At 58.8% G+C, this 21906-nt stretch carries 23 protein-coding genes and 1 pseudogene; 7 read left to right on the forward strand and 17 right to left on the reverse strand.

Annotated elements, in window-relative coordinates:
• Positions 1 to 26: 26 nt before the first annotated feature.
• Positions 27 to 884 carry a LysR substrate-binding domain-containing protein gene (locus ACT54B_RS19525; protein ID WP_476047370.1) on the reverse strand — a complete coding sequence of 286 codons (858 nt, stop codon included), beginning with the start codon at positions 882 to 884 and terminating at the stop codon, positions 27 to 29.
• A gap of 161 nt (positions 885 to 1045) precedes the next feature.
• Positions 1046 to 1180 carry a hypothetical protein gene (locus ACT54B_RS19530; RefSeq protein WP_476047372.1) on the reverse strand — a complete coding sequence of 45 codons (135 nt, stop codon included), beginning with the start codon at positions 1178 to 1180 and terminating at the stop codon, positions 1046 to 1048.
• A gap of 312 nt (positions 1181 to 1492) precedes the next feature.
• On the opposite strand from ACT54B_RS19530, the gene speB reads away from it, so the two are divergent.
• From speB to ACT54B_RS19550, 4 genes are all read left to right on the forward strand, one after another.
• A complete protein-coding gene (gene speB, locus ACT54B_RS19535) occupies positions 1493 to 2581 on the forward strand; it encodes an agmatinase (RefSeq protein WP_476047373.1) in 1089 nt (362 codons plus the stop codon).
• 56 nt (positions 2582 to 2637) lie between these two features.
• Positions 2638 to 3435: a transporter substrate-binding domain-containing protein gene (locus tag ACT54B_RS19540; protein WP_476047374.1), complete on the forward strand. Its 798-nt coding sequence runs from the start codon at positions 2638 to 2640 to the stop codon at positions 3433 to 3435.
• A 76-nt stretch (positions 3436 to 3511) separates the two neighbouring features.
• Complete coding sequence (locus tag ACT54B_RS19545) at positions 3512 to 4180, forward strand: amino acid ABC transporter permease (protein WP_476047376.1); 669 nt, start codon at positions 3512 to 3514, stop codon at positions 4178 to 4180.
• A complete protein-coding gene (locus ACT54B_RS19550) occupies positions 4177 to 4824 on the forward strand; it encodes an amino acid ABC transporter permease (protein WP_476047377.1) in 648 nt (215 codons plus the stop codon). Before ACT54B_RS19545 ends, ACT54B_RS19550 begins: the two co-directional genes overlap by 4 nt.
• A 131-nt stretch (positions 4825 to 4955) precedes the next feature.
• Here the strand turns inward: ACT54B_RS19550 and ACT54B_RS19555 are convergent, their stop codons facing one another.
• The 8 genes and pseudogenes from ACT54B_RS19555 to ACT54B_RS19590 all read right to left on the reverse strand — a co-directional run bounded on the left by ACT54B_RS19555 (position 4956) and on the right by ACT54B_RS19590 (position 12864).
• Complete coding sequence (locus ACT54B_RS19555; RefSeq protein WP_476047379.1) at positions 4956 to 5867, reverse strand: CehA/McbA family metallohydrolase; 912 nt, start codon at positions 5865 to 5867, stop codon at positions 4956 to 4958.
• On the reverse strand, positions 5857 to 7527 hold the full coding sequence (locus ACT54B_RS19560; protein ID WP_476047380.1) for a dipeptide ABC transporter ATP-binding protein: 1671 nt from the start codon (positions 7525 to 7527) through the stop codon (positions 5857 to 5859). The genes ACT54B_RS19555 and ACT54B_RS19560 overlap by 11 nt, the downstream gene beginning before the upstream one ends.
• Positions 7528 to 7529: 2 nt before the next feature.
• A complete protein-coding gene (locus tag ACT54B_RS19565) occupies positions 7530 to 8405 on the reverse strand; it encodes an ABC transporter permease (protein WP_476047382.1) in 876 nt (291 codons plus the stop codon).
• On the reverse strand, positions 8398 to 9375 hold the full coding sequence (locus ACT54B_RS19570) for an ABC transporter permease (protein ID WP_476047383.1): 978 nt from the start codon (positions 9373 to 9375) through the stop codon (positions 8398 to 8400). The genes ACT54B_RS19565 and ACT54B_RS19570 overlap by 8 nt, the downstream gene beginning before the upstream one ends.
• Positions 9376 to 9425: 50 nt before the next feature.
• A complete protein-coding gene (locus ACT54B_RS19575) occupies positions 9426 to 11015 on the reverse strand; it encodes an ABC transporter substrate-binding protein (RefSeq protein WP_476047384.1) in 1590 nt (529 codons plus the stop codon).
• 443 nt (positions 11016 to 11458) lie between these two features.
• Positions 11459 to 11728 (reverse strand): annotated as a pseudogene (locus tag ACT54B_RS19580) (transposase); the annotation flags it as partial.
• A 101-nt stretch (positions 11729 to 11829) separates the two neighbouring features.
• Positions 11830 to 12138, reverse strand: coding sequence for a hypothetical protein (locus ACT54B_RS19585; protein ID WP_476047386.1), 309 nt, complete (start codon positions 12136 to 12138; stop codon positions 11830 to 11832).
• 18 nt (positions 12139 to 12156) lie between these two features.
• Positions 12157 to 12864: a glutathione S-transferase family protein gene (locus ACT54B_RS19590; RefSeq protein ID WP_476047387.1), complete on the reverse strand. Its 708-nt coding sequence runs from the start codon at positions 12862 to 12864 to the stop codon at positions 12157 to 12159.
• An 85-nt stretch (positions 12865 to 12949) separates the two neighbouring features.
• Here ACT54B_RS19590 and ACT54B_RS19595 point away from each other — a divergent pair, with 85 nt between their 5' ends.
• Positions 12950 to 13651: a helix-turn-helix transcriptional regulator gene (locus ACT54B_RS19595; RefSeq protein WP_476047389.1), complete on the forward strand. Its 702-nt coding sequence runs from the start codon at positions 12950 to 12952 to the stop codon at positions 13649 to 13651.
• Positions 13652 to 14094: 443 nt separating this feature from the next.
• Here ACT54B_RS19595 and ACT54B_RS19600 read toward each other — a convergent pair whose 3' ends face one another.
• The 7 genes from ACT54B_RS19600 to ACT54B_RS19630 all read right to left on the reverse strand — a co-directional run bounded on the left by ACT54B_RS19600 (position 14095) and on the right by ACT54B_RS19630 (position 19643).
• The gene (locus ACT54B_RS19600; RefSeq protein ID WP_476047391.1) at positions 14095 to 15360 is read right to left on the reverse strand and encodes an NAD(P)/FAD-dependent oxidoreductase; all 1266 of its coding nucleotides are present in this window, start codon (positions 15358 to 15360) and stop codon (positions 14095 to 14097) included.
• Positions 15361 to 15363: 3 nt separating this feature from the next.
• The gene (locus ACT54B_RS19605; protein ID WP_476047393.1) at positions 15364 to 15720 is read right to left on the reverse strand and encodes a RidA family protein; all 357 of its coding nucleotides are present in this window, start codon (positions 15718 to 15720) and stop codon (positions 15364 to 15366) included.
• Between the two features lie 130 nt (positions 15721 to 15850).
• Positions 15851 to 16579 (reverse strand): UTRA domain-containing protein, encoded by a 729-nt coding sequence (locus tag ACT54B_RS19610; protein WP_476047395.1) that lies wholly within the window; start codon positions 16577 to 16579, stop codon positions 15851 to 15853.
• A 92-nt stretch (positions 16580 to 16671) separates the two neighbouring features.
• Positions 16672 to 17445 carry an amino acid ABC transporter ATP-binding protein gene (locus ACT54B_RS19615; protein WP_476047397.1) on the reverse strand — a complete coding sequence of 258 codons (774 nt, stop codon included), beginning with the start codon at positions 17443 to 17445 and terminating at the stop codon, positions 16672 to 16674.
• Between the two features lie 11 nt (positions 17446 to 17456).
• Positions 17457 to 18113 (reverse strand): amino acid ABC transporter permease, encoded by a 657-nt coding sequence (locus ACT54B_RS19620; protein ID WP_476047398.1) that lies wholly within the window; start codon positions 18111 to 18113, stop codon positions 17457 to 17459.
• Positions 18113 to 18760: an amino acid ABC transporter permease gene (locus tag ACT54B_RS19625; protein ID WP_476047399.1), complete on the reverse strand. Its 648-nt coding sequence runs from the start codon at positions 18758 to 18760 to the stop codon at positions 18113 to 18115. Before ACT54B_RS19625 ends, ACT54B_RS19620 begins: the two co-directional genes overlap by 1 nt.
• Positions 18761 to 18821: 61 nt before the next feature.
• On the reverse strand, positions 18822 to 19643 hold the full coding sequence (locus tag ACT54B_RS19630) for a transporter substrate-binding domain-containing protein (RefSeq protein ID WP_476047400.1): 822 nt from the start codon (positions 19641 to 19643) through the stop codon (positions 18822 to 18824).
• Between the two features lie 287 nt (positions 19644 to 19930).
• On the opposite strand from ACT54B_RS19630, the gene hisC reads away from it, so the two are divergent.
• Both hisC and ACT54B_RS19640 read left to right on the forward strand, forming a co-directional pair.
• Positions 19931 to 21046 (forward strand): histidinol-phosphate transaminase, encoded by a 1116-nt coding sequence (gene hisC, locus ACT54B_RS19635; RefSeq protein WP_476047401.1) that lies wholly within the window; start codon positions 19931 to 19933, stop codon positions 21044 to 21046.
• A gap of 18 nt (positions 21047 to 21064) precedes the next feature.
• A complete protein-coding gene (locus ACT54B_RS19640; protein ID WP_476047403.1) occupies positions 21065 to 21829 on the forward strand; it encodes a TetR/AcrR family transcriptional regulator in 765 nt (254 codons plus the stop codon).
• The last annotated feature ends 77 nt before the right edge of the window (positions 21830 to 21906 follow it).

Consider the following 21906-nt stretch of genomic DNA (forward strand, 5'->3'; position numbering starts at 1 on the left):
ACGCCAGTGTCACAACAGCGCGATACTCAAGTCGGATTGATTTCCGTGTGTCGCGAAATGAATTCAACCAGATACCGCCCCCCCTCGGACAAATCCGATTGGGCGTAGAACCCGATATCGATGCGAATTGACGCCGGCAAATCCGACGATTTGTCGAGAGGTCGGCAACCCTCTGGCACCGTCGCCGCAATCATCGGAGCGACACCAATGCCCACCCGCACTGCGGTGGCCGCAGCCACCAGAGTGGAGGCGATACAGGCCGTATTCCACTTGATGTTTCGTTGGGACAAGGCGGCGATGATCAGCAAGTTCCAGGGGCAGCTGTCTTCAAACAGGATCACCGGCAGGGGTTTCCCTGCATCCACCAGAATGTCCGATCGCACAGTCCAGACCAGATATTCGGTCCAGATGAGCAGCGGCTTTCTGGCGAGGCAACTGATATCGCAAACGACAATATCCAGCTTGCCGGACTCGAACAGATCCGCCAGACGGCGGTTGGGCTCTATAATGATGTCGATCTCGACCTTGGGATTCTGATCCCGGAAATCGCGCAGTATATCGATCAGGCGCGTTGCAGCGAAATCTTCGACAACGCCGAGGCGGATGCGCCCCTCGATTAACTTCCCGGTCAGCCGCCGCTCGGCCTCGTCGCTGAGAAGGACGATCTGCCGGGCATAGGCCAGCAGGGTCTGTCCATGTGCGTTGAGTTCCAGACCCTTGGAAGACCTGGTAAAAAGTGTCACACCTGCAAGTTGTTCGAGCTTGCGAATTTGCATGCTTACGGCAGCCTGCGTCCGGTGCAGTTTTGCAGCAGCGCCGTTCACCGTCCCGATTTCCGCAACCGTCATAAAGGCGCGGAGCAGGTAGGAATCAAGGTCGAGCATCCGAGAATCGCATTACCGTTGCCGTCTTCCAACTGGTGTAGCCGGAAGCGTGGGTGAAGGCGATCCCATCAACGACCGCGATATACAATGAGCGATCTTTCAGCCTTCTGCAATACAGCACGGTCGATCAGCGATATTGCCGGGATCGTCCCGCATTTTCCTCAAGAATGAAACAAACCCAGACCAACCACGGTATCGAAGCCGACAAGACGGTCAAGGACCACGATCTTTAAGGCGGTGATGCCGGTCAGTACCGTGGCAGCCGCCGCCATTGTCGGATCGGATGCGGCCCGCATGTTGATGGCCAACGTAACCAGCAGGTTTGTTGTCGCGGTATTGCTGAAAACAGGCTGATCGACACGTCAGATCCGAAGGTCAATGCGATTGCATGGTCTTCACCAGCTCAGAGGACAGCGCTTCGGGAAGGGGATGATTCTCGCTGGGCTATAAAGTTTTCTAAATGTGGACGGCAGGCATCGACCCTAGGGCAAAAGTCCTGTTCTAAGGGGGCATCAGAAATCCTTATACCCACTCTCGAATTTTCGAGGTTCCAAGGCGCGCATGCGCTGTTGATGATGCTGGCGACAGCATGAGACTGGGAGCCTGTCTTGACTATTGACCGCGATTTTCTGGAAGACTTGAGAAGGCGCTTCGGCAACGCGGCGGGCGGAGAAATGGAAGATCCGCACTTTCGCAGCGTGGCCGCGAGCGTTTTCAAGGATGGCGATAGCCGGAAATGGCCGTTTGCCGATCCCGCAACCTTCCTGGACGCACGCTTCATCGAGAACGGCTTGCGACCGGACGTCCTGAACGGGCTGGACGTCGCCCTGATCGGCGTACCCATGGATCTCGGCGTCACCAATCGGGCCGGCGCCCGGCTGGGGCCCCGCGCGGTCCGGGCGGTCGAGCGGATCGGACCCTATGAACATGTTCTGCGTGTCGCCCCGATGGGAGCCCTGCAGGTCGCAGATGTCGGCGACGTTCCGATGCGGAGCCGCTTCGGATTGGCCGAGTGCCATGCCGACATTGAAGCCTGTTACCGGATGATCGCCAGCACAGGCGTTATCCCCCTTTCCGTCGGCGGGGACCATTCCGTCTCTGGCGCTATCCTCAAGGGCTTCGCGGCAAGCCAGCCAGTCGGCATGATTCACATCGACGCCCACTGTGACACTGCCGGACCCTATGAAGGCTCGAAGTTTCACCACGGCGCACCGTTCCGCGAGGCGGTTCTTGCAGGCGTGCTTGATCCCAAACGCGCGATCCAGATCGGCATTCGCGGAGGCGGCGAGTATCTCTGGGAATTTTCCTTTGCCTCGGGAATGACCGTGATCCACGCAGAAGAGGTGGCGAAGATGGGCCTTGAGGCCGTGATCGCCAAGGCCCTGCAGGTGGTCGGCAACGGCCCGACCTATCTGAGCTTCGACGTGGATAGCCTTGACCCAGCCTACGCTCCCGGCACCGGCACGCCCGAGGTCGGCGGCCTTCAGCCAAGGGAAGTGCTGACCCTTCTCCGCGGATTCTGGGGAATAAACCTCGTCGGCGGCGACGTTGTGGAAATCGCCCCACAATATGACAGCACCAGCAACACCGCGCAGATCGCCGCTCAGGTGCTGTTCGAGCTTCTCTGCCTTGCCACGGCCAGCCCGGCAGTCCGCGCAAACAGGCCTGTGAATTCCGCTGAAAAAGGCTGCCGGTAGCAGGCGCGCCGCTTACCAAGCTCGATCGAACAACATATCAAAACAAGGGGAACGACATGCGTGTTTCGAGAAGTCTACGCCACATCGTCACAACGGCAATTGCCATGTTTGCCGTCATGGGTGCAGCCGCACAGGCCGATGATCTTACAGATATCAAAGCCGCCGGCGAAATCAACGTCGGCATTTTCTCCGATTTTCCGCCCTTCTCCTCCGCAAGTGCCGATATGAGCATCAAGGGATATGACGTCGACGTCGCGCAGAAGATCGCCGACGGTTTCGGAGTCAAACTCAATCTCGTCAGCGTTACCGGTCAGAATCGTATCGCCTATCTCAATGACAAGCGGGTCGATTTGCTGATGAGCGTCGGTTTCTCGAAAGAGCGCGCCGAGGTTATCGACTTTGCCGCCCCCTACGCGCCCTACTACATTGCCGTTATCGGTCCGCAAGCGCTAGAGGTGACCGGTAAGGACGATCTTGGCGGCAAGACAGTGGCGGTGAACCGGGGAACGCTCGAAGATACGTCGCTCACGGAAGCGGCTCCCAAATCGACGGTGATCCAGCGTTTCGAGAACTATAATGCGGTCATTCAGGCGTTTATTTCCGGGCAGACGCAGCTGATGGTGGTCGGCAACGATGTGGGCTCGCAGGTGCTGGCCCGCCAGGATGCCCTCAAGCCGGAGCAGAAATTCCAGCTTCTGAGCTCGCCCTCTCATATTGCGGTGCGCAAGGGCGAGGATGGTCTGAAGAGAGCCGTCAACGACAGCATCGCTGCCATGATATCCGACGGCTCGCTCGACGCGAGCTCGAAGAACTGGCTGAAAACGCCGCTGGATCTCGACACCCTGAAGGATTGAAAGCAAACGCTCGGCCGCCCCCACAGGGCCGGCCCGAACGGTCTATCCCTCCCCCTTCCGATCGAACAGGACGACGATGAGATACAGCCTGGACTTCAACTGGCTCTGGGGCGGAATGGGGGACCTGGTCCATGGTGCGGGCGTCACGATATTTCTGACGGCCTGCACCGTGGGGTTTGGGATTATCCTGAGTATTTTCGGCGCGGCCGCGCGCCGGGGGCGCTTCATCTGGCTTGGAAAGGCTGTGGGTCTGTATGTGGAAATCATGCGCAACACACCGTTCCTCGTGCAATTGTTTTTCATTTTCTTCGGTTTGCCCAGCATCGGCATTCTGCTCAATCCGATAACCGCTGCCATCCTGGCCATGACCCTCAATATGGCCGCCTACACCATTGAAGTCATAGGCGCCGGGCTGGATGCGATCCCCAGGGGACAGAGAGAGGCCGCCTTAGCGCTGGGATTGAAGCCGCTGGTGGTGTTCTTCAAAATCATCCTGCCTCAGGCGCTCGCCGTCATTTATCCAGCGCTCACAAGTCAGATCATTATCATGATGCTGGAATCGGCGGTCGTTTCGCAGATCTCCGTCCGCGAACTGGCCCAGGAGGCGGATCTTCTCCAGGCGCGGACTTTCCGATCCTTCGAGACCTATCTGGTGGTCACCCTGATTTATCTTGCGATGTCGGCCGTGCTTCGCCGGCTGCTGATCGAGGGGAAGCGCCGTTACCTGGGAGCCGGACTCTCGTGATCGAATTCACCTTCTGGGACATTCTCCGCAATTTGCTTTTTGCGACACGCTGGACCGTGCTGCTGTCGATAACCGCATTTGCGGGCGGCTCGACCGTGGGTGTGGCCATTCTCCTTGCACGGATCTCGAAGAAGACCTGGTTACGCAGCATGGGATCGGGCTATATCGCGCTGTTTCAGGGAACACCGCTGCTCATGCAGTTGTTCCTGATGTTCTTTGGCCTGCCAATGCTGGGTTTCAGGATCGAGGCCTGGACTGCCGCCGTCTGCGGCCTGACCCTTTATGCAAGCGCCTATCTGGCGGAAATCTGGCGAGGCGGTGTCGACTCCTTACCGCGCGGACAATGGGATGCCGGGGCCAGCCTTGGCCTGCACCGGTTGCTGCAACTTCGCCTGGTCATCCTTCCGCAGGCGTTCCGGATCACTCGCGCCCCGACCGTCGGCTTCCTTGTCCAGCTCGTCAAGAGTACTGCGCTGGCATCGATTTTGGGTTTCGAAGAGGTGCTGAAGACAGCAAATGCGATCAACAATGCGACTTTCGAACCCTTCAAGGTGTATGGCCTTGTCGCTCTGATCTTCTTCGCTCTCTGCTATCCGTTGACGCAGTATGCGAGATGGCTGGAAAAAAACACCCGGTTTGGCTGAGCTTTCGGAGCTCAGCCAAATCGATTATCTGCCAGCAGAAAACGATCGTTTCTCGACAAAGCCACGAGACCTTCCGCATACTGTCGAAACTGCGGCGCATGCTCTTGCTCGTCCGTGAAGGGACATCCCCGTCACGGCAGGTGAAGAGGGTTGGACCAGGCGATTTTCCCGGCGGCATCGATGGCAACGACCCGGCACCAGTCGCCTGCAAACTTCTTGAGCGGAAACTGAGCGCGCGTCATGTCCGTGCCCCATTGCTTTTCATTGCGCGACCCCCGGCCAACGACGGAGATTTGATGAATCGGAGAGGTTTCAACGAAAATTGTGCCGTCCTCGATCCGCATATCCAGCAGTCGGGGTCCCTGAGATGAATAGTAATTGCCGCGCTTGAGTGCCGCGACAAGGGCATCGGGCTCGTTGGCTTCGGCTTTCACCATTACCCAGCCACCGAACGCATCTCTCTCCTGATCCTCTCCGGCAACAAAATGCGCGTCATCGCAAGCAAGCGCATGGATGCGACGCCCTGCATTAAGGAGAGCATCGAGAAAATAGGAACCGCCGCCGCGCGCGTTGAGCACATGGCTGGTGTGATTGTACACCTCAAGCGCATGCGCACCGGGAAGGGATGCGGCATCGGCGATCGACAGCGCATACCATTCAGGATGGGGAATGGCCACAAAAGCGCCGGCATCCAGGCAGCGCTTTGCGATTTCCGGTCCGGTCTCGTTCACACCATTGGGCGCAAAATCCAGCGGCAGCCCCACAGCGAGGATATGCCATATTTCGCCATGCTCGGTGGCCGGGGCATGACATTCCGCGCCAATGATGGTCGTGAAGTCTGCCGTTCTGAACGGCCGTGTATCTGCGAGCGGATAATTGTAATGCGCCTGGAAGTGATCCGAAAGGCAGAGGAAATCATAGCCCCGCTCTCTGTAGCGCTTGCAGACTTCCTCGGGATCGAGTTTTCCATCCGAAAGCGAGGAGTGCGTGTGGAGATTGCCCCGATAGAACTGGCCGGGCGCTGCGAAAGCCTCAATTTGCATGCATTCTAGTCCTTTGCGAGAGTTGTTCCGACGCCATCGAAAACGCGGCGAGCAGCTTTTTCGTGTAGTCCGACGTGGGATTTTCCAGCACCGTTTGTGTGGAACCGTAGTCGCGGATGCAGCCGCGCTCCAGAACGAGAATATCGTCTGACATCTCCGCGACGACAGGCAGATCGTGAGAGATGAAGAGATAGGCCGTACCGTGTTCCCGCTGCAGGCGCTTCATAGCCTTGAGCACCGAAGACTGAACCGTAACGTCCAGAGCCGAGGTAACCTCGTCACAGAGCACGAGGTCAGGTTTTCCGGCGAAAGCCCGGGCAATGGCGACGCGTTGCTGTTGCCCGCCGGAAAGCTGGCGGGGTGAACGGGAGAGGAAGCTGGCGTTGAGGTCCAGTTCTTCAAGAAGCGCCACGGCCTGGTCACGGGCCTCGGTCCGCGTCAATCCGAAGAAGAACTGCAGGGGTCGGGTAATGATCTGTTCGACCGTATGCTGCGGATTGAGGGACGATGCCGGGTCCTGAAAGATCATCTGGATACGCCTGCGCACATTCTGGTCCCGGCGGGTGGCCAGCCCGTCAAGTGGCTTGCCTAAGAATTCCATCGCGCCTGGTTTGCAATCGATCAGTCCCGCCACGAGAGACGCGAGCGTGGATTTACCGCTGCCGGATTCGCCGACCACGCCGAGCGTCCTGCCCATGGACAGGGAAATGGAGATATCGGAAAGGGTCCTCGGGGGGGTGTTGCGCAGGAACAGGCCGGAAATGGGGTTCAGCCCTCGTTCCTTGCTGTAGGAGAAATCAAGCCCCTTGATGGTCAGCGTCGCGGGTCCGGCTTTCAGAGGCGCGGATGGCGATGCCGGACGGGTCTTGAGTTGAGGTATGGCTGCGATAAGGGTTCTGGCATAATCCGTTCTGGGCCGGGTGAAGACCTGTTGTGTCGGCCCGTCTTCGAGGACCATGCCGTCCTTCATGACAAGAACGCGCTCGCACATGCGGGTAATGACGTTAAGGTCATGGCTGACATAGATCAGTGTCGTATTGTTTCGCTTCTGCAGCCTTCCAACGAGATCGAGCACCTGGGTTTCCACGGTCTTGTCCAGCGCAGTGGTAGGTTCATCGAGAATGATCAACTCGGGTTTCGAAACGAGGGCGGCGGCGATGACCACGCGCTGCCTCTGTCCGCCGGACAGTTGATGCGGGTAACGATCGAAAATGGCCGCCGGGTCCGGCAACTCCATCCCAGCGAGAAGTTCGATCGCCGCATCCCGGGCCTGCTTGCCATGGCTCGCCTCGTGGAGCCGGATCAATTCTGTCAGTTGCTGACCGATCTTGAGGTGGGGGGTGAGAGAGGACAGCGGGTTCTGCGGGACCATGGCAACGCGCCGGCCGCGAAAGTGGAGCAGTTCATCGCGACCGAGAGAGAGAATAGCGGTGCCGGAGATATCGATCTCGCCCGAGGCGATGCGTGCTCCCGGCCGCGTATAGGCAAGGAAGGCGCGTGCCAGCGAGGACTTTCCACAACCACTTTCGCCCACGATGCCGACCGTCTCTCCCCGTCGGATGGTGAAATTGACATTGTTGACCGCTGGCTTCTCTGTCTTTGGTCCCGTCCTGTAGACGAGGGCAAGATTGCTTACCGTAACATGTGGTTTGTCGGCCATTCTCAAAGCTCCGCCGTGGTTATGCCAAAGGCACGGGCAAAGCCATCGACCATGAAATTGACCCCGAGGATCAGGCTTGAAAGCATGATGGCGGGCAGCAACAGAAACCACGGATCCGTGTAAATCACGCCCATCGCTTCCTGGACCATTAGACCCCAGTCCGGTGTCGGCTGGCTGATTCCCAGACCCAGGAAGGAAAGAGCGCTGATGCGAAGAACCGCGGAAGAAATCCTGACCGCCAGTTCCACGCCGATCAGCCCCGTCAGATTGGGCAGTATCTCCCGCAGCATGATGGCCAACCGGGATTCCCCCCGCAGTTCCGCTGCCCGTACAAAATCCAGGGTGGACAGGCTGACCGTTCTGGCACGCACCACACGCACGACACCCCAGGTGTAGACAACCGCGATGACGGGTATCAACATCAGGATATCCTTGCCGAGAGCCAATGTCAGAATGGCAATCAGAATGATATCGGGAATGGCCATCACGGCGTCGATGAAACGCATTATAACCTCGTCGATGCGGCCGCCATTATATCCGGCCACCATGCCGAGCAGCGTTCCGAACACGATCGCTGCGGCAACCCCGCAGAAGGATACGAGCAGTGCGATCCGTCCACCCTCGATGATCCGGCTGAAATAATCGCGCCCGATCTGGTCTGTCCCCATAAGGAACTCGGCGGAAGGATGCGCAAGCGGTGCGCCGACCAGCGCGCTTGAATCATACGGTGCCAGCAGGGGTCCGAGAAGTGCGAGACCCAGATGAAATATCACGAGCACGACGCCGATGAGGGTCATCGGTTCACTGAGGGCACGGCGAAGCTTCGGGTTCATGCGCCAGAGGGGCGCGGCCGTCTTGACAGTCTTTGCATCAATCATTCTGGAACCTCGTGCGAACGCGTGGATCGAGGACAAGCACCGCAAGATCGGCCAGGAGATTGGCGACAACCACCGCCAAGGCCGCAAGAAACGCGATCGCTTGAATTGTGGGGATTTCGCGTTGCGCTATCGCACGGAGCAATTCGCCACCGGCACCGGGAAATTTGAAAACCGCTTCGACGACAATCGAGCCTGCAAGCAGGCCTGCGACGAAGGTGGCCGTTCCATTGAGCATCGGAATCAGAGCGGATGGCAGCGCATGACGCAAGGCGATCCGCCAATCCGGTATCCCAGCCAGCCTCGCGCGCTCGACATAATCGCTGTTGAGCGCCTCCACCATGCCGGCACGCAGAAGGCGGAACTGATAGGCCGCTCCATGGACACACAGTGCCACGACGGGCAGCACGGAGGCACCAAGGATCGCCATTTTCGGTGCATCCGTCGGCGCGAGAATGACAGCCGGAACCAGATCGAGCCAGACGGAAAAGACAATGACGAAAAGATTGGAAACGACAAAGTCGGGCATCGAATAGGTGAACAGGGTTCCACTACTGATCGTCGTGTCGAGGGGGCCGCCCGGTTTAAGGCTGGCGAGCACAGCGAGGACGATGACAATAGCCAGCATGACGACCAGAGCCATACCCGCCAGGATCAGGGAATTCACCATCGGATGGACGATCCGGTCGACGACAGCCTCCCGTTGGATGAGTGTCTTGCCGAAGTCAAAGGTGAACAGGTTATGCCAAACCTCAAAGAACCGGACCGGCATCGACCGGTCTAGTCCAAGGTCAGCGCGCATCTGAACCAATTGCTCTTCGCTGTAGAAGGCCAGCTCCTCCGCAGGAATCGTTGCGGTAAGGGCATCACCGGGAAGCACTTCCGTTCCGAGAAAGACGATCAGGGACGTCAGGGTCAGGATAAAGAACGATAGGACGAGACGTCTGCATATCATGCGGATGATGCTGGACATTCAGATCACCGTGTCTCGAAGAGATAGCCATTCCATATGTCGGTGCGCCATCACGATTCTACCCAGCAATCGTCGAACCGGGTTCCCCAATTCTGGGGATGCGATCTAAGGTTCTTGACCCTGGGGTGATGGGCGAGCATGTTGCGACGGCCGCCGAGGACGATGGCGGGCGTATCCGCATGGGCGATCCGCTGCAATTCCTGATAATTGGCAAAACGTTTTCCATCGTCCGGCTCGGCAATTGTCTGCTGATAGAGCTTCACAAAGGCGTCATTGGCCTGCCCTTTCCATCCGGAGCCCTCTGTAGGATTGGAAATGAAACGCCCAAGATTGATCGCGGGGTTGCGTGGGCCGACAAGGCTGACAGCGGGGCGGCCGATGGGCGTGTTGACCTGCTTGACATATGCGTCGAAACCGTCAGTCGGCATCTCGCGGATGTCGGCCTTGATTCCGGCCTTTTTCCAGGATTCGACGACGATTGCCATCACGCGCGGCATTTCCGGAAAAGAAGGAGAAAACACGATCAGGGGAAGACTGATCCCGTCCGGATGGCCGGCCTCCTGGAGGAGCTGACGCGCCCGATCCGGATCGAAGGGCTTTTCGCGGGGGACAAATTCCCTGTTGAAGCCCGACATCTGCGTGTCGTTCCCGACCCAGGACCCGGGATCGTTATAAACGATGGTATTGATGGCGTTTCTGTCGATGCTGAGGCTCATTGCCTCGCGCACCTTGGCGTCGTTCCACGGCAGGTTGAGGTTTTTTGGCAATCCGATCAGAAACTGATCGCCGCCCGCAGACTTGTGGACGGAACCACCGGCGCTTTCGAACTGCCCTGCCGTGGTCGGATCGATGTTGAACACCGCATCGAACTGGCCGGAGCGAAAGCCGTTGATGGCCGTCTGCGAGGTAACAATATAGCCTTCCAGTTCATCAAGAAACGGGCGCCTGGAAAGCCAGTAATTCTCGTTTCGGATGGCCTTGAAGCCCCGGCGGTTATCGACCTGAACGAGCTTGAACGGGCCGGTGCCGATGCCATCTGCCAGTATTTCTCCCGGCGCTGCAGCAGGCACAATAGTCAAGCGGTACTCGGCCAGAATAAAGGGAAACTCGGCATAGCCTGCGTTCAAAGTGAAACGTACGCCGTATCTGCCGTTCGGCTCGATCTTTTCAAACCACTTGTTCAGAAAACTGCTTGCCTTCTGCTCTATATGCGCATTGAACGAGGCAACCACATCGCTGGACGTCATTTCGATGCCGTTGTGAAACTGCACACCTTCGCGAAGCCGAAATTCCCATACTTTCAACGTATCGTCGGCCGGATTCCAGCTTTCCGCCAGTTCTCCCTGGAGATTGAAGTCGTGGTCCACCCATAGCAGACAGTTCCATACCGAGCGTGTCAGCAGATCGATCCAGAAGTAGGGGTGCCTGCCGTTGTCGGACGTGCCGACAGCCCAGTTGGGATAGGTCTGGCCGTAAACGAGCTTGCCACCCGTTTTAGGAGCAGCGTTGGAGGGCAAGGTTGCCCAAGCAGGCAGCTCAGCAGCATAAGCGGCACCATGGCCACCCAGGGTAGTCGCACCAACTACCAGCGTACCCAAGCCAAGCATTTCGAGAAAATCACGTCTAGATTGTAGATGCATCGCCAGCTCCCATTTGTTTTTATGCGCACAATAATGGTCCCCGGCTCCGAACCGTGACGACGGATGTCTATTGACAGGCAGAGACCTCCGTGAGCCGCACGGAAGCGGCTCCCCACTCGTTTCTCATCAAAACCATTTCAGCTTCTGCCATCCGCGGCCAATACGAAGTTTGAATGAAATTGATAGACTGAGCCTATGGATGGGTTCTGATGCATAGGGCAACTCTGGGTTCCATCCCCTGTCTGGAAAAAAGGGTTGGCACGTAGGCATGGTGGCGTGCCACCGCCGTTCGACCGCTTCCGCTTCAAGAACAGTTCAGCCCAGGAACCCAAACAGCGAAAGGAAAAAGCCAGAACCTGGACCGGCAACACACACCCGAGCCATACATAAAGGCGGGTCAAATCTCGGTGGAAACGCCGGGTCACTTCTCAGTGAAATCAACAGGTCTGGTGTTCTGCAGCTTCAGGTACAGCCAGTCCGTCCATTATCTGGATAAAGATGCCCTTGTCGCTCCAGCGTTTCCGGCGGTTATACAGCGTTTTCTCCGGACCATATTCCTTCGGCGCATCGCACAAACGGAGCCAATTGCGATTGGCGAAAATGATGCCACTTAGCACACGCCGATCATCGACACGCTGGCGGCTATGGCTCTTGAGGAAATAGGGCTGGAGACGAGCCATTTGCTCGTTAGTCAGCCAGAACAAATTTCTCATCAGTCAGGCCCCTATCCGCCCGTCTGATTCGTAGACGTCAATTCAAATTAATGGGTCCTGACCCAAGGGCGTTAACTCACGATGCCAGTCAAAGCACGACGTCAATTCATTTCAGCATAGTTCAGTGCGGACCTAGCAAACGATGACCACACCTCAGCGGATATGAAGGGAAGTTGAACCCACTCTTTCATTGGTTTCCCCTTGCCTGAGGGGTCAAACAGCTTTGCGCCAGGCAACGTCATTGCTTTTACATGATCTGCTCCCGTCAGTTTAAATACCATACAATCTTGGAATAAGCAGACGAAGGCCTTCCCGTTCGATTTATAGCATTTTTTCCCGAACAATTGGGATGGTGCCGCTGGGCCAAGCATGGAGCAAATTTGGTGGAAGAGTTGTTCGGCGTCGGACATTCGTTATGGTCCCCTATTTCAGTTGTCCATGTTCTCGTAGAGCTCTTTTCGCGCTCGCATGAGATATCCTGAAACCCATGGCTTCGAACGCAGCAGCCGTCCTATATCGGTATCGATTGGCAAATGATCGATTGCACTCAGCACCGGTAAGACTGCCGCGTCAACCGTTGTAGGGGTTGCGCCCATAAAGAAGCGGTTGTCGCCAAGGATACCGCCTAGCGCGTCCAAATCTGCATTTGCCTTGAACAGGCGGTCCCGTTCCAACAAACGGCCATATCCACTTTTCATCAGTCCGTCCCTGACTGATCTCCGCACTTTATGGGCAATGGGTTTTCGTAACCATCTTGGAACTTGCTTAAACAGCACGGGCCAGACATGGGGCCAACAGGCTTTATTCATCCAGCGATCATGAACCAGTGCCAGGCGGAGGCTTTCTTCTACCATTCGGGTTACCGCCACACCAAGCGCCCGTTGCGCTGACGACTGGCATGAGTAGTAATCGGCCTCCTTCCGCGCCAACCATTCTTCTATTCGGTCGCTTTCAGGAATAAGGCTATCATCGACGCGAAGCACGGGAACCTTGCCATATGGCATTGACGCAGCGCTGGAAATGTCTTCCCTGCGCCAGGGGCGCCCAGACATCTGAAGTAATATCATTGCCTTAACACAAAACGGGCTGACGCTCGGTTCGTTAAAACCACGGCAGAAGGATATCAAAGTGTACATTTCGAATACTCCAGCGAACCCTTGACAAGCAGAGATTTCAAAGAGGTTAGTATGGCCTCATGTCGGAATCTGTCATGAGGCGCCTATGAGTAGGATTTTTCGCCTGCACCAGCTGTTGCAAACAATGCGTCTGGAGCGCCCGCCCGTCACGGCCGAAAGGCTGGCTTTGCTTTTGGGTATCTCAATTCGTACTGTGCATCGGGATATAGCCACGCTCCGGGAGCTGGGCGCTGGTATCGATGGTGCTGCCGGCTACGGTTTCACTTTGGCAGATGATGCTTCCGTTCCCCCGCTTGCATTCAACGAGAATGAGCTGGAAGCTCTGGTTCTGGGGCTTCGCAAAGTTGAAGACGTCGGCGATCATGTGCTGTCTGCGGCTGCGCAATCAGCGTTTGCAAAGCTGAAGTCGCGCTTGCCGGAAGAGCAGTCGCGACGCCTCCGCCATGCCGTTATGTCAGCAAAGCAGTTCTCCCCTGGGCCTATCGTAAGCGTCGACGTTGCCGAATTACGAAAGGCAGCATGGGAAGAACATGAAGTCCGATTTCGCTATATGGACGCCCAGGGTGCGGTTACGGAGCGACAGGTGCGCCCCTTATCGATCGCGCATTTTGGTCAGAACATCTGTTTGATCGGATGGTGCCTGTTGCGAGCGGATACGCGCGTTTTTCGATTGGACAGGATAGTTGAGCTGGAAGTGACCACGCGCAGTTTTCGCCCCCAGCGGGTCGCGCTGCTGGAGCGTGCTTTGGCCCGCATACTGGGGGAGGTCGAGGAAGGCAAAAAATGATAAGGTCTGATTACACAGCACAGCGTTAACGACGATTTTCAGATTGTATTACGGTGTTGAGTATGGCTCGTTGGCCTGCTGGCGCCATTGGCGGCGCGGGACTGAGCCAGCGAGGAACGCAGCGCCATGCTCAATCACTTGTCATGGAGGCTGCCGGTAACCGGCTCACTTACGCCTGGAAATCAACTTAAGGTCCGGCATTGAGGTATACGCAGATCAGACTGACAGAAGATTTCTCTCGCTTCCTGATTTCGGAATAGGCGCAGCCTTTTCTCGTTGATCTGCGCGAGGATAAAGGCCCATCGGTTGATCTTGCTGTGATCCCCTCGCGAGCGACGCTTTCCGACTATCTTCTTTAAAGCGCGATAGCCCAGTAGATAGCGTAGATGCCAGGGCTACCGCCTATACTTTCCGTACGGGGGCGGCAATTTTTCTGGTGATGGTCAACAGCCCGTTAGCCAAGAAAATTTGCTAGAGGCCCGTTCAGGCTCTAGTTCCGGAAAGTTGCCCCCAGTAACGTCGCCGCTGATCTGCTCGGCCAGTAGCCGTCCGGTCGTTGGGCCGAGGGTAAACCCCTGATGGCCGTGTCCGAAGTTGCACCAGAGTCCGCTGACCCCGGGAATGGCGCCTACTGCAGGAAGCATATCGGGGAGGCAAGGACGCCATCCAGACCACGGTTCCTTCTCGGTCGCCGAACCGAGATCCAGCACTTGGCGGGCAAAGCCCAACGCTTTTTGCAGTTGAAGCGGCTGCGGTTGTGATGCAAAGCGGGAAATCTCCGCTCCCGTCGTCACTCGTAAGCCCTGCCTCATCGGACAATAGAGTGCGCCCGCCGAGACATCATACAATGGGCGGTTCGGCGGCCGCTCGATTGAGAAGTGCTGGTGATACCCCCGTTTACGAATCATGGGCACCGAAAACCCAAAAGGTCGCAGGATCTGGGGCGACCAAGCTCCCAGCGCGATCACAACATGCTCCGCCGTAAACGGCGTCCCCTCGGCGAGATGCACGGACCATCCCTTCCCGTTTCTCGTCAGACTTGCCGCCTCGCCTTGGTTGATCGTCCCTCCCCGTGTGCGGAAAAGACCGGCATAGGCAGTCACCAGAGCGCCTGGGTCGGTGCAGCTTAGGCTTTGCGTCCAGTGAATCGCTCCCGCGAAAGTCATCTTGAGATGAGGCTCAATCCTGCGGAGCTCTTCACCGTCCAGCACCTCGGCCTTCACGCCGAAGTCACGGCGGAAGCGTTCCGCGAGGGCTGCATCTCCGGCGAAGCGCCTCTCGTCGCGATGCATCTGTATGTAGCCGGCCCGCCGGATGAGGCTTTCGCTGCCGGTAGCCTCGATCAGACGGTCGTGATCCGCGCCGCATTGACCTATCAGCCTGCGATAGACCGAAGATGATCGCGCATGACGGCGCGGAGCAGAATCGCGGAAGTATAGCCAAAGCGGAAAGGCTGCCTCCGGAAAAGCGTCCAGCCGGTAGCGCACGGCATTGCTTCTACCGAGTGCAATGCGGGCGATTTCGGCAAGCGAACGCGGAAAGGCGTAGGGCTCCATGACCTCCAGCTGGATGATGCCGGCATTTCCGTAACTGGCCTCCCGCCCCGGCGGACCGCGGTCGAGCAGAAGAACGGAGTGCCCCCGCTCCTGAAGGGCAAGGGCGGTCGAGACGCCGACTATTCCCGCACCGAGAACAACGATGTCGGACATGGCCTACCGGACCTCCGACTGGGCAATGACGGTGATTTCCACGAGCGCGTCGAGAACCAGACCCGTCAGGACGGTGGTGCGCACCGGGAGCGGCACCTCGGCGAAAAAGGCGCGATAGGCGCTGTTGAAGCCGGAAAAATCGTCCTCTCGGACCAGGTAACAGGCGCAGGATACGATATCCTGACGGCTGAGGCCGAGGGCGGCCAGTGTCGCCTCGATGCGTTTCAGCGTCAGCGTTGTCTGTTCTTCTATTCCGCCTTCAATGGTGCCGCTATCGTTGAAAGCTAGCTCACCAGAAAGATAGACCGTATTTCCGACGGTCCGTGTTTTCGCGAAAGGAAGAGTGGTTGCGGAGGTCATGATCGTCTCCTTGGAGGTCCGGTTTGGGTTGTACAAATAGATATTGTACATCGAACAATATCTATTTGCGGATGAGCAGGGTGAGGCCCCGGAATTGGGACGTCACCGATGATGTGCTAGGAAGTCGAAGTCAGGCGCTGATCTGGGGAGAAAAGCGGGCAACGAGCTGATGGGCACTGCCAGGATACGTCAGGCAGGCGAAGGTAACCGGCTTGCCCTCAAATTCGGTCCGCCGCTCGATCTGCAGACAGGGCGTGTGGGCAGGAATTCCGAGCCGTCTTGCCACAGTTTGAGGGGGCGCGACGGCACGGATAACATGCTCGGCTCCGCTCCACGGGATCTGCCGCAACAGCCATGCCCCGGCCTGCTCCACGGAAAAGTCCGCCTGCAGGGCCTCCGGAACAGCGTCCAGATTGATGAGCCGGCGCTCGTGGCAAAAAGGAATGCCATCCGCGATATGGACATATTCCAGCTCGAGGATAGGGTGGCCGATGCGAAGACCGCGCATTAGTGTCTGGGTTTCGCCGTCCGGCTGGCGGGCCGCCTTCCGGACCAGCTCAAAGGCATAGGAGGCCCCGCTTGAGCGGACCTCCTCGCCGATGTCGGCAATCATCATCACGGCGGACTGCCCACGGGGACGGGCAACGACCGTTCCGCCCTTACGGCGGCGCTCCAGATAGCCTTCGCGGCTCAACTGGGTCAACACCTTGTTGACGGTCATGCGGGACACGCCAAAGGACGCCGCCATCTCGGTCTCGAATGGAATCCGGTATCCTGGCGGCCATGCACCGCCCACGATGCTGTCCCGCACCTCGTTGAGGATGCGTTCATGCAAAGTCGCGGGCTTTTCCGTCGTCATATCAAGTTCGTACCCGCTGTGCCATACCGGTTCGATTGAGGCATCTAGCATTGAATTTCCACCCTGTCACCGGCGTAACCCGGCCACTCGCCTCAGATGTCATTGCGTTCGTGATAGCTGTGCAGGAACTGCCGTAGGCGTGGATCCTCAGGCGCGCGGAAAATTTCCGAAGGGCTGCCTGCGGCCACCATGCGGCCTGCCACCATGAAAGCCACCTGATCGGCCACGTGGGATGCGAAACCCATTTCATGAGTCACGACCACCATGGTCATGCCCTCGGCCGCGAGCGTCTTCATCACCTGCAGCACCTCGCCCACCAACTCGGGGTCGAGCGCCGACGTGGGCTCGTCGAACAACATCAGCCGCGGTTGCATGGCGATGGCGCGCGCAATCGCCACGCGCTGCTGCTGCCCGCCGGAAAGGCGGCCGGGATGGTTTCCCGTCTTGTCCGACAGGCCCACCTTGGCGAGTGCCGCGCGGGCAAGCTCATGGGATTCCGCCTTCGGCAATCCGCGAACCTGCTGCAGGGCTTCCGCGACATTTTCAAGCGCCGTCATATGCGGCCAAAGATTAAACTGCTGGAACACCATGCCGATCTTTCGTCGCATCTGGCGCAAGCGGGCGGCGGACATGCGCGGGCCGCCGGGCCTCTCATAGCCAATCAGTTCCCCGTCGATCCGTACCTCTCCGGCATCATACTGTTCCAGAAAGTTGATGCAGCGCAGAAGCGTCGATTTCCCGGAGCCTGACGGGCCGATCAGGCAGGTGACCTTGCCCGGCGGAACTTGTAGTGAGACGTGGTCAAGCGCCTGGAACGATCCGTATATCTTGGACACATTCGTCAGCTCTGCGGAGAAAATGGACATGGTCTTCAGCCTTACTTCATCAGATGGAGGGTGACGCGGTTCTCAAGCAGCCGTCCGAGGCGCGAAATCACCTCGACGAAGATCCAGAAGAACAGGGCAAGGGCGGCAGTTGCCTCGACAAAGGCAAAGGTTTCGGCCGACATGGTCTGCACTTGATAGAGCAGCTCCGGTACTGTCACGACCGACAGGATGACGGTTTCCTTGGTGAGGATGATGGAGAAGTTCGTTAGCGCCGGCAGGGCCGATACGAGCAACACCGGCACCATGATCCGTCTGACGATGGTGAATTCGCCGAAGCCCAGGGCACGGGCCGCCTCGATCTGGCCAGCGGGAACGGACTGGAATCCGGCCCGGAAGATTTCCGCGAAATAGGGGCTGCCGTAGATAACGAGTCCGGTGAGGCCGGCTTCAAGGCCGCCGAGGCGAATCCCGATATGGGGGCCGCCATAGTAGAGAAGGAACAGCTGTACCAGAAAGGGTGTTCCGCGGATCACCTCGATATAGGCCTGCAGGACGGCCCTGAGCGGGCGATTTCCATAGCGCTGCAAGAGCGCGATCACAAAGCCGAGCCCGATGCCGCCGAGCGCACCGACGAGCCAGCACAGGACCGTCATGGCAAAGCCCGACAGCAGCGCCGGACCATATTGGACGAACAGTCCGAACTCCATCAGACGGCCCCCTTCTTTTCGAGATAACGGCCGATCAGGGCCAGACAGAGATTGATCGCCAGATAGATCGCGGCCGCCATGGTGAAGATCTCCAGGGGGCGGAAGGTCGCGGAGGACAGCGCCTGACTGGTGCGCGTCAGCTCCGTGATTCCCACCAGCGAAACCAACGAGGATGCCTTAACCAGAAGGATCAGCTCGTTGACCAGCGACGGCAGCGATATGCGGAAGGCCTGGGGCAGCAGAATGCGCGTCCAGATGCGCATGGGCGCGAAACCGAGCGTGACCGCGGCTTCCTTCTGTCCCGGCGGGATGGCATTGATCGCGCCGCGCAGATATTCCGCCACATAGGCGGCCGAACACAGCCCCACCGTGCCGACCGCGGCCACCATGGGGGGCACGTTCAGCCCCACCACCGGCAGAAGGTAATAGAAAAGCAGCAGTTGCACGAGCAGCGGCACACCGCGGAAGAAGCTCGTATAGATGGCGCTTGCGAACCGCACCGGTGCGACTGTCGACAGCCGCGCCGCGCACAGCGCCGCGCCCAGGATCAGGCCGATCGCCACCCCCTCGACGGATACTGCAAGGGTCAGCCGCGCAGCCCAGACGAGCAGGGGCAGGTTGTCATGAATGACTGAATAGGAAAACACGTTGCGTCCTCTGGATGGACGGGCAACCGCTGCGGCCACCCGTCGCCCGAAGTTCTTGGAATTATTCGACGTCCGGCATTTCGGTCGGCAGCGCGACGGCTTCGCCGAACCATTTTTTCTGGATCTGCGCGAGCTGGCCTTCCTGCTGCATCTTCACGAGGATCCCGTTGATGGCGGCGACCAGAGCCTTGCTGTCGTCACCCTTGCGGGCGGCCCAGGCAAAATAGGCCTTCTTGCCGAAGGGCGGATGGACGACGGCAAAGACATCGCTCCGCTGGGCCGCGGCATAGGCACCGAGCGGCGCGCCGTTCGCTACGGCGTCCACGCGGCCGGCGGCAAGATCCGCATAGGCCTCCTCGGTCGTGGCATAGTCCTTCACCGTGACATTGCTGAGCGTCGCAGCATAGGCCTTCAATTCGTCGAGCTCTGCGGAGCCCTTTTGGGCGGCAACGGTTTTGCCGGCAATGTCTTCCGGCTTGGCGATGCTGTCGTCGCCGGCACGCTTCACCAGAGCGACGGTTGCATCCGAGATCGGCAGGGTAAAGGTATAGCGCTCCATGCGTTCCCCGGTGATGGTCACGGGCGCATTGGTCATGTCGAACTTGCCCACCTCCAGGCCCGGCAGAACCGAGGTCCAGGGCAGGTCCTGATATTCCGCCTTGACCCCGAGCTCGGCGGCAACCGCATCGCCGAGGTCACGGCCGAACCCCTGGTACTCGCCGTTCACGAGCATGTCGAAGGGCGGGTAGAGCATTTCCGTCGCGAAATGGATCGTGCCCTTCGCCTTGATGTCCGACAGCTGGTCGGCCTCCGCGACGGACAGGCCGAGCGTCGCAGTCGCCACGCAGACAGCGGCGACCTTCAGAAAAGATGAAAAAGACATGTGGCTCTCCTCTTGGCAGGGCAGACAAATCCATCGCTCCGCGTGCCCTGATCAGCGAAGCCGGCCTCCTCCTGAAATCCCCGACAGATGCTCTGCAGGCAATTTTATTGTTCGGTGGACAATTAAATAATGTATATACTTTTTCCTGTGTCAATCATGCATTTCGACAAAGCGCGATTTGCCCCCGAGCCGGCGATATCCGCTCTTTTCGGAAACAGCCGGCGGACAGCGCCCGCGGAATGCATGGCGGATCGAACTGAACCGACAAGAAGAAAGAGAGCTAAGCCATGGAATCTGAACGGAATAATTCACCCCGTCCGCGCGCCGAGGTCGCAGCGCTTCCCGCCTATAATGCGGGCGTGACCGCAAGCCTTGCCCGCAAGATCAGCGGCCGGGAAGACATTGCAGCGCTTGCCAGCAACGAGAATCCCTACGGCACGTCTCCCGGCGTGGTAGAGGCTCTTTCGTCTCTGCGACCCTCCCGCTATAGCGATTCGGCATCGGGCATGCTGCGCGCGGCGCTTGCCGAGCGGCTTGGCTTCCCGGAAGACCGGGTCGTCTGCGGCAACGGATCGGAGGAACTGATTGCCGCCCTCAGCCGCGCCTATCTGCAGAAGGGCGATACCGCTTTGACGATCGCCCCCTGCTTCGGCCTGCATGAGATCGAGCCAATGGCGGCTGGAGCGAAGGTGATCAAGGTGCCCATGACCGACAGCATGGACTACGATGTGGACGGCCTGGTCAGCGAGCTGGCGAAGGGGCCGAAATTGGTCTTTATATCCTCACCCTCCAATCCTGTCGGCAAGGCACTGATCGACTCTGAACTGGAAACGCTGATCGCGGCCGTGCGTCCGGAAACACTCTTCGTGTTCGACGAGGCCTATGTCGAAATGATTGATGCGGGCTATCCCGACGGGCTTCGGGTGCTCGCCCGTCATGCCGGCCTTTCCTGGGTGGTGCTGCGCACCTTTTCGAAAGCGTATGGCCTTGCAGGCCTGAGAGTGGGCTATGGCATCACCTCGGATGCCGCGATCGCCCGGGCCATGCGCTCCACCCTGACACCCTTCAACGTCAATGCGGCGGCACAGGCAGCAGCCGTCGCGGCGCTCGCGGATCAGGCCTGGATGCGGGAGACGGTGCAGCGGCTGCGCCAGAGCCGCGTATTCCTCACTTGCCGGTTGCAGGAGATGGGTGTCCGCGTCATACCGTCACAAACGAATTTTCTGTTCATCGATCTGGAGACCGAGGCCGAGCCGGTTGCGAAGGACTTGCTTCGTCAGGGCATAGTCGTCAAACCATGGAAGGAGGCCGGGTACACCCACTTCCTGCGCGTGAGCATAGGTACGGACGACGAAAATGAACGCTTTGTACGAGAACTCGAGCGGCGCCTTGACCGCCTCTGAACGGCACGAGGCGAGGCCTTGAGTGCCGAACCTCCTCCGCAAAAGCGCCCCGTGGGTCGGGCCGGTGCCATCGGCCTGACCCGTGAGCGGATCGTCGAGGCCGCCATCGGCCTGATCGATGACGAAGGTCTTGCGGGTTTTTCGGTCCGCGCGCTTGCCCGGCGCCTGAACGTCTATCCCGCTGCGCTCTACTGGCATATCGGCGGTGCCAAGGCGGATCTCTTCGCTGAGATTTCCGGCACGCTGATGGCGGGCCTGATGAACCCGGCGGACCATACGGGTGACTGGCGGGACACGATCCGCCTTCTTTTCAAGCGTTTCAGGCAGAGCGTGCGTGCCCATCCGCGGGCCGCACCGCTTCTCGGCCCGCATATCCGGTCAAACGGTGCGCCGAATGCGCCCTGGGTGGAAGTGACGCTGAAGGCGCTTTCGGAGGCGGGTTTCGACAGCGTGCAGCTGATCAATGCCTTTAATGCCGTCGTCGGCGCTCTGGAAGGCTACATCACCATCGAGCTTGCCGCCGATGGCGCGGAAGAAGGGTCTGAATGGGTGGCGACCTTCGATGCGGAGCTGCGGGCGCTCGATCCCGCCCGCTTTCCGCTGGTCACGGCACTGATGCCGCAGATGTATAACCGCGCCTTCGTGATGCGCTGGAAAAGCGGCATGGATGCTCCCTTGGGGGAGAGCTATGATTTCCTTATCGAAACGCTGCTTCTCGGCCTGGAGGCTCAGCTCGCCCTCAGCCGAGGCCGCCGGCCAACGGCGTCGCCTTCAGCAGGATGAGGCGGGCCTTCGAGCTGGAGGATCACCCGATCGATGCCGGGAAAGCGGGAAAAGGGCTGGGCACCGGTGATTTCCGC

The sequence above is a fragment of the Gellertiella sp. DMC107 genome (assembly GCF_056313605.1).

Excerpts from the sequence above, each read along its gene's own strand:
- ACT54B_RS19585 (WP_476047386.1), bottom strand. The coding sequence starts at position 12,138 with ATGTCCGACGCCGAACAACTCTTCCACCAAATTTGCTCCATGCTTGGC.
- ACT54B_RS19560 (WP_476047380.1), bottom strand. The coding sequence starts at position 7,527 with ATGGCCGACAAACCACATGTTACGGTAAGCAATCTTGCCCTCGTCTAC.
- ACT54B_RS19565 (WP_476047382.1), bottom strand. The coding sequence starts at position 8,405 with ATGATTGATGCAAAGACTGTCAAGACGGCCGCGCCCCTCTGGCGCATG.
- ACT54B_RS19600 (WP_476047391.1), bottom strand. The coding sequence starts at position 15,360 with ATGTCCGACATCGTTGTTCTCGGTGCGGGAATAGTCGGCGTCTCGACC.
- ACT54B_RS19590 (WP_476047387.1), bottom strand. The coding sequence starts at position 12,864 with ATGTACACTTTGATATCCTTCTGCCGTGGTTTTAACGAACCGAGCGTC.
- ACT54B_RS19545 (WP_476047376.1), top strand. The coding sequence starts at position 3,512 with ATGAGATACAGCCTGGACTTCAACTGGCTCTGGGGCGGAATGGGGGAC.
- ACT54B_RS19620 (WP_476047398.1), bottom strand. The coding sequence starts at position 18,113 with ATGGAGTTCGGACTGTTCGTCCAATATGGTCCGGCGCTGCTGTCGGGC.
- hisC (WP_476047401.1), top strand. The coding sequence starts at position 19,931 with ATGGAATCTGAACGGAATAATTCACCCCGTCCGCGCGCCGAGGTCGCA.
- ACT54B_RS19530 (WP_476047372.1), bottom strand. The coding sequence starts at position 1,180 with ATGCGGGCCGCATCCGATCCGACAATGGCGGCGGCTGCCACGGTACTG.
- ACT54B_RS19615 (WP_476047397.1), bottom strand. The coding sequence starts at position 17,445 with ATGTCCATTTTCTCCGCAGAGCTGACGAATGTGTCCAAGATATACGGA.
- ACT54B_RS19570 (WP_476047383.1), bottom strand. The coding sequence starts at position 9,375 with ATGTCCAGCATCATCCGCATGATATGCAGACGTCTCGTCCTATCGTTC.
- ACT54B_RS19525 (WP_476047370.1), bottom strand. The coding sequence starts at position 884 with ATGCTCGACCTTGATTCCTACCTGCTCCGCGCCTTTATGACGGTTGCG.
- ACT54B_RS19555 (WP_476047379.1), bottom strand. The coding sequence starts at position 5,867 with ATGCAAATTGAGGCTTTCGCAGCGCCCGGCCAGTTCTATCGGGGCAAT.
- ACT54B_RS19575 (WP_476047384.1), bottom strand. The coding sequence starts at position 11,015 with ATGCATCTACAATCTAGACGTGATTTTCTCGAAATGCTTGGCTTGGGT.
- ACT54B_RS19540 (WP_476047374.1), top strand. The coding sequence starts at position 2,638 with ATGCGTGTTTCGAGAAGTCTACGCCACATCGTCACAACGGCAATTGCC.
- ACT54B_RS19610 (WP_476047395.1), bottom strand. The coding sequence starts at position 16,579 with ATGACGACGGAAAAGCCCGCGACTTTGCATGAACGCATCCTCAACGAG.
- ACT54B_RS19605 (WP_476047393.1), bottom strand. The coding sequence starts at position 15,720 with ATGACCTCCGCAACCACTCTTCCTTTCGCGAAAACACGGACCGTCGGA.
- ACT54B_RS19595 (WP_476047389.1), top strand. The coding sequence starts at position 12,950 with ATGAGTAGGATTTTTCGCCTGCACCAGCTGTTGCAAACAATGCGTCTG.
- ACT54B_RS19630 (WP_476047400.1), bottom strand. The coding sequence starts at position 19,643 with ATGTCTTTTTCATCTTTTCTGAAGGTCGCCGCTGTCTGCGTGGCGACT.